Raw genomic sequence first — 15,216 nt, forward strand, 5'->3', positions numbered from 1 at the left:
ATATAACTTCTCTTTTTATCGAAATAATTACGTAGTTTTGTTGTGGAATTACTAAAACAACCCCCTAAAAATGTAAGTTATGAAAACAATGAAAGAGCCAAAGGTTACATTAATTGGTGCAGGTCCTGGTAGTTCGGACCTTATTACGGTTAGGGGTTTGAAAGCTTTGAAGGCCGCAGATGTAGTATTGTACGATGCCCTGATAGATGAAAACCTACTATTAGAGGTTCGTGCAAGTATTCCAAAAATATACGTAGGAAAACGGTGTGGAATACATTCTTTCAATCAAGATGATATTAACATATTAATTGCAGAAAAAGCATTCGAACATGGTCATGTAGTGCGGTTAAAAGGAGGGGACCCATTTGTATTTGGGAGGGCTCATGAAGAAATAGCTTATGTGGAATCTTTTGGTATTCCTGTTACTGTTGTTCCCGGAGTGTCTAGTGCAATAGCGGTTCCTGCTAATCAAGGCATACCTATGACGCGTAGAGGAGTAAGTAGTAGTTTTTGGGTTATGACCGCTACGAAGAGAGATGGTTCGTTCTCTGAAGATTTGAAATTCGCTTCGCAGTCATCTGCAACAATGGTTATATTGATGGGAGTAAGGAAACTGGCTGAAATAGCTGCTGAAGTCTCTAAATACAGGGGCTCTTTAACACCTATAGCGGTAATTCAAAATGGCACCATGCAGAACGAATCTTGTAATGTAGGCACCCTAGGAAGTCTTGGTTCGGGATTTGATTCTATTGATACCTCTAAACCTGGTATTATTGTGATAGGGGATGTGGTGACAGAACACCCTTCATTCTTTGAAGAAGAAGTGCAGCGTGTATTACATTCCAGTCTCTAAAACTTATACTTTCTTCAACACGTATTTATAGTGGCATAAAATAAAACCGCTCTATGAGATGCTTTTAATATGTATTATATAGAGCGTTCTCTTTTTATTGAAATTCGAATTTATCAAATTCTGTCTATCCTTTTTTAGAATTCCTAATTTTTTCTTCTTGTAGGTTCCTATACTCGCAAAAACACGTAGTAAAATCCTGATTTAATAAGAAATACGTAGTAATACGTATATTAATACGTAGTTTTGAATATCCTTAAACTTCAAACATCAGTATTATGGAAACACAATCTAAAAAATCGACTACGTTAAATTTAACGAATTTGAAAAGTATGCCCATCCGTACTTTTTGGATTACATCAGTAGCATTCTTTATTTGCTTTTTTGCTTGGTTTGGTATTGTACCTTTCATGCCCGACGTGGTTAAAGACTTAGGTCTTACACCAGATCAAAAATGGAATTCTATTATCCTAGCGGTTACCGGAACAGTGTTTGCTCGTTTGCTAATCGGAAAGTTATGTGATAAATATGGTCCTAGGTTGTGCTATACCTATTTACTTATCATCGGCGCTATCCCGGTTATACTGCTTGGTTTTGTACAGACTCCTACTCAGTTTTTAATTTGTCGCCTGTTCATTGGGTTTATTGGGGCTTCATTTGTCATCACTCAATTCCATACATCAATTATGTTCGCCCCTAATATAGTGGGAACTGCTAATGCCACTTCCGCTGGATGGGGAAACTTAGGGGGAGGAGCTAACCGTCTGGGTATGCCTTTGATAGCTGCTGCTGTTGTTAGTTTTGGTGTTGCAGATGAGGTTGCTTGGCGTTATTCTATGATGATAGCTGGTGTTATTGCAATGCTTATGGGAGTAGTGTATTATTTTTTCACGCAAGATACACCTGAGGGTAATTTTGCTCAACTTAAGAAAGAAGGTAAAATGCCAACTCTTAAGAAGGACGAAGAAAGTTTTGTAAGTGTTTTAAAGGATTATAGAGTGTGGATTTTGTTCATTATATATGCTGCTTCATTTGGAATGGAGCTTACCGTATATGGTACAATGGACGACTATTTACAAAATACTTTTGGGCTAACGCGTACTACAGCTGGTAATTTAGTATTGTCATTTGCTTTGATGAACATTTTTGCAAGAACCCTTGGTGGTTTCTTTGGAGATAGATTTGGAAAGCTAAAAGGACTCAGAGGAAGAGTTATGTTCCTTGCTTTGATTCTTGCTGTAGAAGGTTGTATGCTTACCGTTTTTTCCACCACAACAAGTATAGGTTTGGGTATCTTCTTTTTGATAGCCTTTAGTTTATCCGTACAAATGGCGGAAGGGGCTACCTTTTCAGTAGTACCGTTTATTAATAAAAAAGCAATTGGTTCCATCTCAGGTATTGTGGGGGCCGGTGGTAATGTAGGGGCGTTTATAGCCGCTATGTTTCTTAAGTCAAAATCCGCTTTAGCAGAAACACAGGCTATTTCTCTGAATAGCACTCTAGGTGAGGAAGCGGTTAGAATTGCTCAAGCTTCCGCTGCATCTACGGCCGTATCTGCCGGCTATTTTGTTATTGGTATTTGTGTGATTCTTGCAGCCGGACTATCCTTGGCCATCAAATTTTCTACGGAGGACGAGCAGGCTACTGCTTTGGAAATGAATAAATCCAATACACCTAAATATGTTTTAGGAGATAAGTAAAAAAGATAGCGTGATTTCTACTTTGACAAATAAAAATCCTATGAACAAAAGCATGGTTAGCACTGCTTGTGCGACTTGCTTTAATATGGAGTGTTTAATAAAGAAAAACTTCCAGTCGCCAGTCGTATCAACTTTTACGGAACATAGAAAAGAGATCAGGTGTAAAAAAGGACAACAATTTATAATGGAGGGTGCACCGGTCACCGGACTCTTCTTTGTTCTTAAAGGAAGTGTAAAGGTATTACGAACAGGTCTTCACGGAAAAGAGCAAATTGTTCGCTTTGCCAAAGAAGGTGAAATTATTGGGCATCGGGGTTTTACTACAGATGAATCATACCCTATTAGTGCGATAGCCCTGGAAGATTGCACGCTTTGTTATTTTGCAAAAGATAGATTGCAAGAGGTCCTGAAAACAGATCCATTATTTACTTACGATTTAATGCTTTTCTACGCAAATGAGTTGAGTAAAAGCGAGGTAAAAGTAAAGTCCCTTTCTCAAATGACGGTACGCGAAAGAGTTATAGATACGTTGCTCTACGTATACAGAAAGTTTGGCCAGACCAATGGTTTTATTTCTTTAATTCTGAGTAGGCGTGAATATGCTGATTATGCAGGAACTACTGAGGAACAGGTAATACGTGCTTTTTCCGCATTAAAAAAAGATAATCTAATTGTGGCGCGTGGCAAACGTATTGGCATAGTGCAATTAGAATCGCTTCAAAAGGAAATTTCAGAACACAACTTTTATTTAGACAGCTAGTACTTTTTGTGCTGGCTCTGTTAGCTTCTGCCCACTATTTCAATATAGGTGGGCAGAAGCTTTTTTTATACACAGTGATAAAACTATGATAAGACAGATATTTTTCTGTTAAAAAGAATTTTTCTTCCTGTTTTTCAACATAGTACATACGTAGTCTAGGTTTTATATTTGCTTCACTTAATAAGTACTAATACTTACTTTTTGTCTAAGTACTAATCAAATCATATAGAAAATTATGGAACAAACTACTATTGACCTTGTACAAGAATCATTTGAAAAAGTAAAACCTATTTCCAATGCTGCCGGAAAAATCTTCTACGATAAACTTTTTGATTTAGACCCTTCCTTAAGAGCGATATTTCCAAAAGGGGAAGACGCGATTGCCGCACAAGGAAACAAACTTATGAGCATGCTTTCCAGTGCAGTTGCCGGATTGAACAATTTAGAGATGTTGGTACCTGTTTTGGAAAATCTAGGAAAAAGACATATAGAATACAAAGTAGAACCTTCACATTATGAGACGGTGGGCACGGCATTATTGGGGACTCTTGAAGCAGGTCTTGGCGATGATTTTACATCTGAAGTAAAGGAAGCATGGGTATCAGTATATGGAACTATGTCTACGGTAATGATAAATGCGTCCTACTAACTAATCTTTTAAACCACCTTATTATGAAAAAACCAGAATCCTCACCATTTCTTGTATTGATAATTCTTATTGTAAGTTTTGTTTTATTGAATTCCTGTGGAGGCGTTCCTGAAGAAAATAGTACGAGTGCTACTTCTGAAGGGAATGTTTTTTCCGTTGATGAAGTTTTAGAAATGGTATCAAAAGAAAATGATGTAACCAGAACATTATACACTAAGGCTATAGTAGGAAAAGGAAAACTACAGGGTATGAAGTTTGACGAAGATTGGCGTAAAGACGATGTTGAGGCCGGTCCGCTGCCCGCTCTATTTCTTCGCGGCGTTGCTACCAGTATACGTAAAGGACCTATACCGTTAGGCCTGTATTTAGGGTCGGATTTTCCAATTAACAATGCGAACAAATTTGAGGGAGAACAAGAGAAACTATTCGAAGAAATCAAAGAAACTCAAGACCCTAAATTCTTTTATGATGAGTCTCAGGAATTACATACAGCAATGTTTGCGGACCTTGCTAGTGCCCAAGCATGCGTTACTTGTCATAATGAACATCCTCAAACCGCTAAAACTGACTGGAAGTTGGGAGATGTTATGGGTGCTACTACTTGGCAATACCCCAAGGATTCCTTGTCGTATACCGGTGCGCTTGATGTGCTTAATGCATATGCCAAGGGTACGGTAGATGTTTATGTAGAATACTTGGATGAAATAGCCGCATTTAAATCTTCGGAAAAACCAATAATTGGAGAAAAATGGCCGGAGGATGGGAATTACCTTCCAACACCGGAAGTTTTCTTGGATAGCGTTAGAAAACTATCGTCATATGAAACCCTAAAAAGCTTGATTGCAAGTAAATAACCATAAAATTTATTTTTTGAAAAACAGAAACTTGACATCGTTTGTTGGCTTGTTGTTTTTGATACTGTTCTTCGTACAGTTTTTTTTAAAACTAGAATGGCAGTGGTTAAAAGGACTGCAGCAAGAAGAAATGTACAAGAGATGGTCTGGGCTATTTTTAGCACTTTTCATAACATTCCAATGGGCGCTAACCTTTAGTAGGGTGATCGTAAAATTTAGAAGGCATTCCATGTATATGGCCAGACTACATAAGTGGGCAGGAGCCTTAAGCCCAATCTTTTTTTATATGCACAGTATGGGTATGGGTTATGGATATCTTGCTTTGTTGTCTTATATTTTTTTGGCAAATGCGCTTTTAGGATACATCAATTTAGATGTCATAAAAAACAATAATGAGTTGCTCTTTAAGGCGTGGATGATAGTGCACGTAGCCTTTTCTCTCATTATTACTATTCTGATGTTTTTCCATATTACCATGGTCTTCTACTACAAATAAAAAAGCATGAAACTAACAGTAAAAAATATCATAAAGGAAACTGAAGATGTCATAAGCGTTGGTTTTATCAACGGTGGCTTTTTCAGCAAGGTAAAGTACAAACCAGGGCAGTTTATTACCCTGCACTTTCCCATTGCGGATAAAATTCACAAAAGGGCGTATTCTTTTAGCAGTAATCCTTATACAGACAAAGATTTAAAAATTACCATCAAACGCGTAGAAAACGGATTGGTTTCAAATTACGTTCATGATTATTTAAAAGTGGGCGACAAGTTGCTAATTGATAAGCCTAACGGAAGTTTTTTTATAAAACCGGAAAAAGAACAGCAGAAAAGTTATGTTTTTTTTGCAGCGGGAAGCGGGATTACGCCCATTTTTTCAATCATCAATTCGGTTTTACAAAAAGAGACCAAATCCAGTATTGTATTGGTTTATGCCAGCCGTTTTTTTGAGGGTATAATCTTTCATAAAGAACTCGTTGAACTTCAAAAGCAATATGGAGACAGGTTTAAGATAGAATATCTTATTTCCAAAAATGCACCTACAAAACCCAACTATCATAAAGGACTGATAACTGATGCTTTGGTTGTGGAGACCCTTGATAAATATGAGCTGCCCTTTGAAAATTGTGAATACATGATTTGTGGGCCTTTTGGGTTTATGGAAGCGGTAAAAAGTATCTTGAACGTAAATGGTGTTTCTCCTTTGAGAATAAAGGAAGAACTTTTTAAAAGACCGGACACCGTTATACAGAGCGATGGTATGACAAGCAAGGTAAAAATACAATTAAACGGAACTAGCCATGAGTTGAACATTGCCAATAACAAGTCTATTCTACAAGCTGCTATGGCTCAAAATATAGATATGCCCTATTCCTGTAGGTCTGGTATGTGCTCTACATGTATAGCTTCCTGTGTATCCGGAACAGTCAATATGACCGACGGTCATTTTTTGGGGCAGAAAGAAGTTGATGCCGGTAAAATTCTGACCTGTGTAAGCTATCCTGCAAGCGAAAATGTCGTAATCTCAATATAAATATGGGCATATTTAAAGTATCACCTTTACGAAAGAGACAATTTTGGGGAGGTCTTTCAGGCCTCGCTTTAGGGGTAGGAGTCATTTTGTTTTTATCTCTAAAAACATCAGAAGAATATGTTTCCTTGGGCCCGATGAATAATGGTCATAATGAGATATCATGTGCCGCTTGTCATACAGATGCTAATGGCAATTTATCTCAGCAAATACAATCCAATATGGCGCATGCCTTTGGAATGAGAGAAAACGGAGTGGATTTTGGCACCAAAGACGTAACGGTAAAAAATTGTTTAGAATGCCATGACCGTCCAAATGACCGCCATCCTACGTATAGATTTTCTGAACCTAGATTCAGAAAGGTAATAAAGAAAATTGATGCCACTACTTGTATTACCTGTCATACGGAACACAATGGGGAGCGTGTTAGTGTTGCTGCAATTAATTACTGTATGAATTGCCACCAGGATTTAGAAGTGGAGAATGACCCTGTAAATATATCCCATGTAAAACTAATAGCCAACGAACAATGGTTCACTTGTATTCAATGTCATGATTTTCATGGTAACCATAGGTATAATGTGCCCACTAAACTTCAGGATACAATACCACTAAAAATCATACAGAATTATCTTGATGGTGGCGAAGATCCGTATGGAAAGGACAAAAAATACTTAGGGCTGTCAGAACCTGAATGGATTAAAACACTTCAAAAGAAATAAGATAATATCTATTATACCAAAGGGGTGTAGCTTTCTCAATATTGTTTCTACAAGCCCTTAATTTTCAATACTACGTATTTATACTTTTATCAGTAAAGGGTGATGCGTAGATGTTTATCGTCTGTAAATCAATATGTTATTGATTAAACCTGTTTTTATGCAGTTTTTAATATGTGTAAAAAGATGAATGCTTATGTCCTTTTGCATTAGACGAAAAGTTAATTACGTATACATTTGTCAAAAGTAAGTACTAATACGTAGTTAATTAAAACCACATTGATATGAAAACCATTTTTACAAAAGCATCATTATTTGCAACTATGGCTGCAATAGTTATGGCTTGCGGAGGAAAAGAAGCAAAAAAGACCGAAGCTACTGCAGAAGAAGCCGTTGCATCAAAAACACAGATGTTAGATATTGAAAAGCCGCAATTAACGTTCGGTTTTATAAAATTAACAGATATGGCTCCTTTGGCCATTGCCAAAGAAAAAGGATTTTTTGAAGATGAAGGGTTGTTTGTTTCCGTAGAAGCACAATCAAATTGGAAAAACGTTTTGGATCGCGTTATTGATGGTCAGTTAGACGGTTCTCATATGCTGGCAGGTCAGCCAATTGCTGCAGGTGCCGGTTTTGGAAGACAAGCCAAATTGGTAACTCCATTTTCCATGGATTTAAATGGAAACGGTATTACTGTTTCCAACGATGTTTGGTCTAAAATGAAACCAAATGTACCTGCTGATTCCGAAGGAAAGCCAATACATCCAATTAAGGCAGATGCCTTGAAACCGGTAATCACAGATTATAAGAACAGCGGTAAACCGTTTAAAATGGGAATGGTATTTCCTGTTTCCACACACAACTATGAAATACGATATTGGTTAGCTGCCGCTGGTATTCACCCAGGTATGTATACTGCAGATAACGTGCAAGGGCAAATTGATGCTGAAGTTTTACTATCTGTTACACCTCCGCCACAAATGCCAGCTACTTTGGAATCAGGCACTATATACGGCTACTGCGTAGGTGAACCTTGGAATCAACAAGCCGTATTTAAAGGAATTGGTGTGCCGGTTACTACGAATTATGATATCTGGAAAAACAATCCTGAAAAAGTATTCGTAATGACGGAGAAGTTCGTGGCCGATAATCCAAACACGGCAATAGCTGTTACCAAAGCTTTGATTCGCGCCGGAAAATGGTTAGATGAGCCTTCTAATAGAGCTGAGGCAGTAAAAATATTGTCTATGTCTCAATATGTTGGTGCGCCCGAAGAAGTATTGGCAAACTCAATGACCGGTACGTTCGAATTTGAAAAAGGTGATAAGCGTGAGATGCCTGATTTTAACGTATTCTACAAGTACAACGCTACATATCCGTTTTACTCGGATGGTATTTGGTTTCTTACTCAAATGCGTAGATGGGGTCAAATTCCTGAAACTAAATCTGCTGAATGGTACGGTGAAACGATTAAGGATATCTATCGTCCTGATATTTGGAAAAAAGCAGCGGACTTACTGGTTGCAGAGGGTCAAATTCCAGCAGCAGACATCCCTGAAACAGATGGATATAAACCAGTAACCACAGACTTCATAGACGGTACATCATACGATGCAAAAGACCCAATAGGGTATATCAATAGTTTCTCCATAGGAAACAAGGATTAAGTATAGAGAAAATCGAAGCAAAATTACAGTATCATGGAACAAGATATCACATTAAAGAAAGAGGGACAAGGGCTTGCATTTTTAAAGCCCTTAGTAACTAAGCTTACTCCTAAATTTCAGAAAGGAGACATATTGTCGTCATTAAAAAAAGCCGGAATTACTATAGTTTCCATTCTATTGTTTTTGGGATTATGGCAGCTTGGTTCAAAAGCACTATATAACAAGGAAGCAGATTATAAAATTGAAAAAGCACTTACGGAACGCGGCCAAGAGGCTGCGGATGCTGAACGCGCTTGTATTGAATCTGGAGATAGTAGTTGCCAACCAAATACGCTTCCTTCTCCTGCGCAAGTGTGGGGGTCTTTGCAATCATTGATTGCGGATCATAAAGTTATAACGGCAGACAAAGCAGCTTTTGTTGAAAAGATGGCAAAAACCAATGCCAAGCTTACAGCCCAAGGTAAAAACGCTATTGTTTATACCGGTAGAGCATCTTTCGTGGATATTGTTCTTACCAGTATTAAAACCGTTTTCGCCGGATTTCTTTTGGCACTTTTAATTGCGGTACCTATTGGAATAATAATAGGCTTGAGTCCGTCATTACGAAGTGCCTTCAACTGGTTTATTCAAATATTTAAACCGGTATCTCCCGTGGTATGGTACTTGTTGGTTTTTATGATTGTAAAAACACTGTATATCGGAGACAGTTCTGATAATGCTTTTGTAATCTCTTTTATCAGTGTTGGTCTGTGTGCCATGTGGGCAACTTTGGTTAATACGGCAATGGGAGTTGCTTCTGTAGATAAGGATTATATAAACGTAGCTAAAGTTCTAAAATTGGGAACCTTTCAAAAGGTTTTTAAAGTGATATTACCTTCCTCTTTACCGCTTATATTCACGGGATTACGAATTACGCTATCCGTTGCTTGGATGGTACTAATTGCCATAGAACTTTTGGCGCAGAGTCAAGGCTTGGGCTTATTTGTATGGGAAGAGTTCCAAAACGGAGCAAACGATTCAAATGCGAAGATTATAGTAGCGATGTTCGTTATTGGGATTATCGGATTCCTTTTGGATAGAATAATGTTGTCCGTACAGAATTTGGTTTCCTTCAATAAAAATGAAATGGCCTAAGGCCTAACCCTTAAAACGAACTAAATGGCATATTTAGAACTAAATAATGTATACAAGAGTTACGGTACTGGCGAGAACGTCACGAACGTTTTATCCAACATCAATTTAAACATTGAAGAAGGAGAATTCGTTGCTATTGTTGGCTTCACCGGAAGTGGAAAAACTACTTTAGTAAATCTAATAAACGGATTGTTGAAACCAACTAGTGGAGAGGTTCTGTTTAAAGGTTTGCCTGTTGTGGATACCAGTCATGAGCGTGGGGTTATCTTTCAAAACTACTCTTTGCTACCATGGTTAACCGTTGGCCAGAATGTTTATATGGCAGTAAAAGAAGCTTTTCCAAAAGAGAGTAAAGCAGTATTAAAAAAGCGGGTAGCAGATTACGTAGAAATGGTTAGCCTTAGCCCTGCAATAAACAAAAGACCCAAAGAATTATCCGGTGGTATGCGCCAAAGAGTAGCTGTGGCAAGGGCTTTAGCAATGAATCCTGAGATGATCATTATGGATGAGCCTTTAGGTGCATTGGATGCTTTGACCCGTGGAAATCTGCAGGACGAAATATTGAACATTTGGAGCAAGGATAAACGTACGGCACTATTAATTACGAACGATGTGGATGAAGGCATTTACATGGCAGATAGAATTATTCCTTTAAAACCGGGACCGAATGCCACATTGGGGCCGGAGTTTAAGATAGACATTGAACGGCCTCGTGACAAAACTGCAATGAACGATAATCCAAGTTTTAAAAAAACGAGAAATGCGATTATTGAATATCTAATGGATATAGGGGACCAACGGAAGTCGGTTTCCGAGGTAGAGTACGTTCTTCCAGAAATAGCACCAAAAAGTTTTGTAGCCTAAATTGAATGATATGACAGAGCTAAAAGAAAATAAACAAATGGGAACCACTCAGAACGGTATTTTATACCCTTCTCCGGTCATGTTGGATTTAAACGATCTTAAAAAAGTGTATCCTACGCCAAAAGGGGATTATGTTGTTCTTGAGCATCTGAACCTTCAGATAATGAAAGAAGAATTCGTGACTATTATTGGTCATTCGGGCTGCGGTAAAACAACCATGCTTTCCATGATTGCAGGTTTGAATCCAATATCAGGAGGTAATATCTCAGTTTTAGGCAATCCCGTTAAAGGACCGGGACCAGATCGGGGTGTAATATTCCAATCACCAAGTTTAATGCCATGGATGACGGCCTTACAAAATGTACTTTTGGGTGTAAATAAAGTTTTTGCGCATGCAACTAAGGCTCAGAGACAGGATATAGCCAAATACTATTTACATAAAGTAGGTTTAGACGGTGCTTTTCACAAAAAAGCCTCTGAACTTTCTCAAGGAATGCAGCAAAGGGTAGGTATTGCCAGAGCCTTTGCTATTAAACCTAAAGTATTATTGTTAGATGAGCCGTTTGGCATGCTAGATTCACTTACACGGGGAGAGTTACAGGATATTCTTATTGAGATTTGGAATAAAGAAAAAATAACTGCGGTGATGATAACACATGATGTAGACGAGGCTATTTTCTTGGCCGATCGTGTGGTTATGATGACCAGCGGTCCTAGGGCAAAAATAGGAGATGTTTTAAACATTGATTTTGAAAGGCCCCGTACGCGTAAATCTGTTTTAGAGCATGATGATTACTATACGTACAGAAAACACTTAATTGACTTTTTAGAACATTAAACCATAACAACAAACTTTTTAAAGAAACCTAGATTATGAAAAGACAGTACACATTAATAATCCTACTAGTCCTATCAATTCAGTTCGCTACTGCGCAATTTTCTCTGGATGGAGAGTTTAAACCTCGTACTGAATACCGAAACGGTTTTGGTAGTATAATACCTGATGATGCAGATGCTGGTTTTGCAATTGCTACCCGCTTACGATTAAATGCAGGTTACCAAACAGAAGCATTTAAATTTTATATGAGTCTACAAGACGTAATGGTCTGGGGAGAAAACAGACAACTAAAACCTGAGGATAGTAATAATTCGTTTTCCGTCTTTCAAGCTTGGGCGGATATTAAATTAAGCGAAGGTTTTTCTACAAAAATTGGTCGCCAAATGTTAGTTTATGATGACCAAAGAATTCTTGGTGGAGTAGACTGGGCTATGCAGGCACGTAATCATGATGCTGCGTTGTTGAAATATAACAAAGGAAAGTTCATGATGGATTTAGGCCTGGCGTTTAATCAAGATTTTTCTGGAACAACGGGAAATCCAGGTGGTTTTCAATCTGTAGGGACCGCTTATAACACTACTGGGTTCTTTTCGTATAAAAGCATGCAATATTTATATTTAAAACATAAGGGAGAGGCTTTTTCTGTAAGTGGTTTAATTTTGAATAATGGTTTCCAAAACTTTACAGGAGATGCAGATGCTCTGGTTGCAGATGGTGTTAGTAATTTAATAACCGTTGGTACACATCTGAACTATAAAAAAGGAAGTTTCGCAGCGGCATTTAACGGGTATTTACAAACTGGGGAACGCCAGAACAGTGTAGATGTAAGTGGTGCATATCTTCTAGGGTTGGACCTGAGTTACAAAGTATCAAAAGGAGTTTCGTTAGGACTTGGAGCAGAGATTATTAGTGGAAATGATGCAAGTACTACGGATAAAACGGAGGCTTTCTTTCCACTATACGGAACCAATCATAAATTCAATGGGTTTATGGATTACTTCTACGTAGGAAATCATGCCAACTCAATAGGGCTTACGGATATTCATGCTAGCGCCAAATTTGCATTAGGTGAAACCTCTAGCTTATTGGTGAAAGTTTTGAATTTTAGTGGAGAACAGGAATTGGGAAGTGGTGAAAAATCACTTGGTACTGAAGTTGACTTGGTTTTTGCTAAGAATTTCAAGGGTTACGGATTGGCCATAGGGTATTCCCAAATGTTTGCTAGTGATGGTATGTACGAATTAAAGGGGATAACTGAGGATGCCGCCGGTAGTGTCCAAAACTGGGCATGGGTACAATTAACCATGAAACCTAAGTTTTTAAATACGGCAAAAGAATAGTTTACATCTATAAAGATGCTTCGATAGGGCCGTTACAACCTTTTTGTTGTAGCGGTTCTTTTTATAAGAATCCTAAGCTGGGGAGCTTAGCTTTAAAGTAGATTTCTAAGAATCTAGAATGAAATTCGCAGATTTGGACTAGGCCAATGAAGGCATAAATGCATGATAATCTATTTTTGTAAAAATCGATTATCTTTGTACGTATAATTACGCATATTTTGAACCAAACAACAAGTATCATTTTAGCAGACGACCATTCTTTGGTCCGCGACGGAATTAGGGCTTTATTAGAAAGTGAATCTGATTTGAAAGTCATTGGAGAAGCTTCAGACGGTATGGAGGCAATTGAAATGGTGAATAGAAATTCGCCGGATTTATTGATAATCGATATTAGGATGCCTAAAATGACGGGCATAGAAGCGGTTGAAAAACTTAGCGCTCAAAACTCACCTGTAAAATGCATTATCCTTTCTATGCATGATTCGGAAGAGTATATTTTACAATCGGTAAAAGCGGGTGCCAGGGGATACTTATTAAAAGACACAGGAAAAGTTGAGTTTATTAAGGCTATTCATTCCGTTCGAGAAGGTGGTAAGTATTATAGTGGAGACATTTCTAATGTTTTGGTAAATAATCTCTTGGGTTCTGGTGGAGGTACATCTATTGAAACACCAAAAAAAGCGGATTCTACTAGCAATCAATTTGATTTGACGAACAAAGAACTCCAAGTGCTAGAATTGGTCTTATCAGGTTTAACCAATAAGCAAATTTCAGAAAAACTACAGAATAGTAAGCGTACGGTAGAAACACATAGATTTAACCTTATGCGTAAAATGGAGGTTAAGAATTTAATAGACCTTTCAAAAAAAGCACAACAATTTAATTTGGTGTAGTGCTAAAGGTTAGTACTTAATTTTCTTCTATTTTGGCTTCAGAGCAGCTTCTATCCATGGAAAAAGCCATTTTTTATCATATATATCCTTTAGGGCTTTTAGGTGTGGATAAAACCAATGATTTGGTTTCCGCTCCCGTTCACAGATTTCCCGAGCTATATGAATGGTTAAAACATATACAGGAACTGGGTTTTAATGCTTTATATATAGGCCCGGTTTTTGAGTCCTCCACACACGGGTATGATACGGCAGACTATTATTTAGTAGACCGCCGGTTGGGTGATGATGCAGATTTGATCGCTTTTGTTGGTCAAGCGCATGAATTGGGAATAAGTGTGGTGTTAGACGGAGTGTTCAATCATGTAGGAAGGGATTTCTTCGCATTTATAGACCTACGCAGATTTGGAAAGAAATCAAAATACATTGATTGGTTTTGCAATGTAGATTTTTCTAAGAAGAGCCCATTAAAAGACCCTTTTATCTATGATACTTGGTCAGGTCACTATCAGCTCGTAAAACTAAACCTAAAGAACAAGGAGGTAAGAGCTTATCTATTTGGTGCAGTAAAAAAGTGGATTAACACCTATAAAATTGATGGGTTGCGTTTGGATACTGCAGATGTTCTTGATTTTGATTTTATGAGAGAGCTTTCGCTTTTCTGTAAGAAGGAGAATCCTGGTTTTTGGATTATGGGAGAAGTTGTACACGGTAATTACAACAAATGGGTAAATGCCACTATGCTGGATTCCGTAACGAATTACGATTACCATACCCCAATTTATGAAAGTTTTAATTCAGGTAATTTCTCTAAAATTGCTAAAACTGCAACGCAAAATTTTGGCCCGAAGGGGCGTTACAAAAATCTTGAACTCTATTCGTTTGTAGATAATCATGATGTAAACAGAGCCGCCAGTACACTTAAAAAACCAGAACACCTTTTTCCTTTATATCTTCTATTATTTACTCTTCCTGGAATACCTGCTATATATTATGGTAGTGAATGGGGTTTTGAAGGAAAGAAAACGGCACATAGCGATGATTTATTACGGCCAAAAGTAAACCTAAAAAATCTAGGCAAGCTGGCAAAGCACCCAAAACTGTTAGATGCAATAAAACAGTTTATTTGCGTCCGAGATAATTGTAAGACCCTATTATATGGGGCCTATGACACATTGGTAGTTAACAAAGAACAATATGTATTCACAAGGAAAAGTACGTATAAAACGGTTATTGTTATTGTAAATTCTTCAAGTAAAGTGGCAGTGATAAATATTCCGCTTAAAGGCTTTTTACTACAAAATTTCTCGGACCTCTTAAATACCGAATATTGCCAAAAAGCCAATGAAAATGGGCTCTTAGTGGAAGTTTCGCCATGTTGGGGTCGTATTTTAGTTCATTGATCGAAAAGTAATGAATAGGC

Annotated in this window: 15 protein-coding genes; all 15 read left to right on the top strand. The window is 37.8% G+C overall.

Annotated features, from left to right (window positions below):
- Positions 1–79 precede the first annotated feature (79 nt).
- The 15 genes from cobA (at position 80) to KO521_RS16720 (ending at position 15,196) form a co-directional block, all read left to right on the top strand.
- Positions 80–853 carry a uroporphyrinogen-III C-methyltransferase gene (cobA, locus tag KO521_RS16650; protein ID WP_215941040.1) on the top strand — a complete coding sequence of 258 codons (774 nt, stop codon included), beginning with the start codon at positions 80–82 and terminating at the stop codon, positions 851–853.
- A 275-nt stretch (positions 854–1,128) separates the two neighbouring features.
- Positions 1,129–2,550, top strand: a complete 1,422-nt coding sequence (locus KO521_RS16655; RefSeq protein ID WP_215941041.1) for an MFS transporter — start codon at positions 1,129–1,131, stop codon at positions 2,548–2,550.
- A 40-nt stretch (positions 2,551–2,590) separates the two neighbouring features.
- Positions 2,591–3,310 (top strand): Crp/Fnr family transcriptional regulator, encoded by a 720-nt coding sequence (locus KO521_RS16660; protein ID WP_215941042.1) that lies wholly within the window; start codon positions 2,591–2,593, stop codon positions 3,308–3,310.
- Between the two features lie 235 nt (positions 3,311–3,545).
- Complete coding sequence (locus KO521_RS16665) at positions 3,546–3,959, top strand: globin family protein (protein ID WP_215941043.1); 414 nt, start codon at positions 3,546–3,548, stop codon at positions 3,957–3,959.
- Between the two features lie 23 nt (positions 3,960–3,982).
- Entirely contained in the window at positions 3,983–4,813 is an 831-nt protein-coding gene (locus tag KO521_RS16670; RefSeq protein ID WP_215941044.1) for a c-type heme family protein, read from the top strand.
- 16 nt (positions 4,814–4,829) lie between these two features.
- On the top strand, positions 4,830–5,309 hold the full coding sequence (locus KO521_RS16675) for a hypothetical protein (protein ID WP_215941045.1): 480 nt from the start codon (positions 4,830–4,832) through the stop codon (positions 5,307–5,309).
- 6 nt (positions 5,310–5,315) lie between these two features.
- Positions 5,316–6,344, top strand: a complete 1,029-nt coding sequence (locus KO521_RS16680; protein WP_215941046.1) for a 2Fe-2S iron-sulfur cluster-binding protein — start codon at positions 5,316–5,318, stop codon at positions 6,342–6,344.
- 2 nt (positions 6,345–6,346) lie between these two features.
- Positions 6,347–7,063 (top strand): cytochrome c3 family protein, encoded by a 717-nt coding sequence (locus KO521_RS16685; protein ID WP_252730092.1) that lies wholly within the window; start codon positions 6,347–6,349, stop codon positions 7,061–7,063.
- 281 nt (positions 7,064–7,344) lie between these two features.
- Complete coding sequence (locus tag KO521_RS16690) at positions 7,345–8,727, top strand: CmpA/NrtA family ABC transporter substrate-binding protein (RefSeq protein ID WP_215941047.1); 1,383 nt, start codon at positions 7,345–7,347, stop codon at positions 8,725–8,727.
- Between the two features lie 33 nt (positions 8,728–8,760).
- Entirely contained in the window at positions 8,761–9,861 is a 1,101-nt protein-coding gene (locus KO521_RS16695; RefSeq protein WP_215941048.1) for an ABC transporter permease, read from the top strand.
- Between the two features lie 24 nt (positions 9,862–9,885).
- Entirely contained in the window at positions 9,886–10,725 is an 840-nt protein-coding gene (locus KO521_RS16700; RefSeq protein WP_215941049.1) for an ABC transporter ATP-binding protein, read from the top strand.
- Positions 10,726–10,735: 10 nt separating this feature from the next.
- Positions 10,736–11,563, top strand: coding sequence for an ABC transporter ATP-binding protein (locus KO521_RS16705; RefSeq protein WP_252730093.1), 828 nt, complete (start codon positions 10,736–10,738; stop codon positions 11,561–11,563).
- Between the two features lie 35 nt (positions 11,564–11,598).
- Positions 11,599–12,903 (top strand): alginate export family protein, encoded by a 1,305-nt coding sequence (locus KO521_RS16710; protein WP_215941050.1) that lies wholly within the window; start codon positions 11,599–11,601, stop codon positions 12,901–12,903.
- A 218-nt stretch (positions 12,904–13,121) separates the two neighbouring features.
- Positions 13,122–13,796 carry a response regulator transcription factor gene (locus KO521_RS16715; protein ID WP_215941051.1) on the top strand — a complete coding sequence of 225 codons (675 nt, stop codon included), beginning with the start codon at positions 13,122–13,124 and terminating at the stop codon, positions 13,794–13,796.
- Between the two features lie 56 nt (positions 13,797–13,852).
- A complete protein-coding gene (locus KO521_RS16720) occupies positions 13,853–15,196 on the top strand; it encodes an alpha-amylase family glycosyl hydrolase (protein WP_215941052.1) in 1,344 nt (447 codons plus the stop codon).
- The last annotated feature ends 20 nt before the right edge of the window (positions 15,197–15,216 follow it).

The sequence above is a fragment of the Zobellia uliginosa genome (genome assembly GCF_018860745.1).
In the GTDB taxonomy this organism is placed as follows: Bacteria; Bacteroidota; Bacteroidia; order Flavobacteriales; family Flavobacteriaceae; genus Zobellia; species Zobellia uliginosa_B.

Excerpts from the sequence above, each read along its gene's own strand:
- cobA (WP_215941040.1), top strand. The coding sequence starts at position 80 with ATGAAAACAATGAAAGAGCCAAAGGTTACATTAATTGGTGCAGGTCCT.
- KO521_RS16655 (WP_215941041.1), top strand. The coding sequence starts at position 1,129 with ATGGAAACACAATCTAAAAAATCGACTACGTTAAATTTAACGAATTTG.
- KO521_RS16660 (WP_215941042.1), top strand. The coding sequence starts at position 2,591 with ATGAACAAAAGCATGGTTAGCACTGCTTGTGCGACTTGCTTTAATATG.
- KO521_RS16665 (WP_215941043.1), top strand. The coding sequence starts at position 3,546 with ATGGAACAAACTACTATTGACCTTGTACAAGAATCATTTGAAAAAGTA.
- KO521_RS16670 (WP_215941044.1), top strand. The coding sequence starts at position 3,983 with ATGAAAAAACCAGAATCCTCACCATTTCTTGTATTGATAATTCTTATT.
- KO521_RS16680 (WP_215941046.1), top strand. The coding sequence starts at position 5,316 with ATGAAACTAACAGTAAAAAATATCATAAAGGAAACTGAAGATGTCATA.
- KO521_RS16685 (WP_252730092.1), top strand. The coding sequence starts at position 6,347 with ATGGGCATATTTAAAGTATCACCTTTACGAAAGAGACAATTTTGGGGA.
- KO521_RS16690 (WP_215941047.1), top strand. The coding sequence starts at position 7,345 with ATGAAAACCATTTTTACAAAAGCATCATTATTTGCAACTATGGCTGCA.
- KO521_RS16695 (WP_215941048.1), top strand. The coding sequence starts at position 8,761 with ATGGAACAAGATATCACATTAAAGAAAGAGGGACAAGGGCTTGCATTT.
- KO521_RS16700 (WP_215941049.1), top strand. The coding sequence starts at position 9,886 with ATGGCATATTTAGAACTAAATAATGTATACAAGAGTTACGGTACTGGC.
- KO521_RS16705 (WP_252730093.1), top strand. The coding sequence starts at position 10,736 with ATGACAGAGCTAAAAGAAAATAAACAAATGGGAACCACTCAGAACGGT.
- KO521_RS16710 (WP_215941050.1), top strand. The coding sequence starts at position 11,599 with ATGAAAAGACAGTACACATTAATAATCCTACTAGTCCTATCAATTCAG.
- KO521_RS16720 (WP_215941052.1), top strand. The coding sequence starts at position 13,853 with ATGGAAAAAGCCATTTTTTATCATATATATCCTTTAGGGCTTTTAGGT.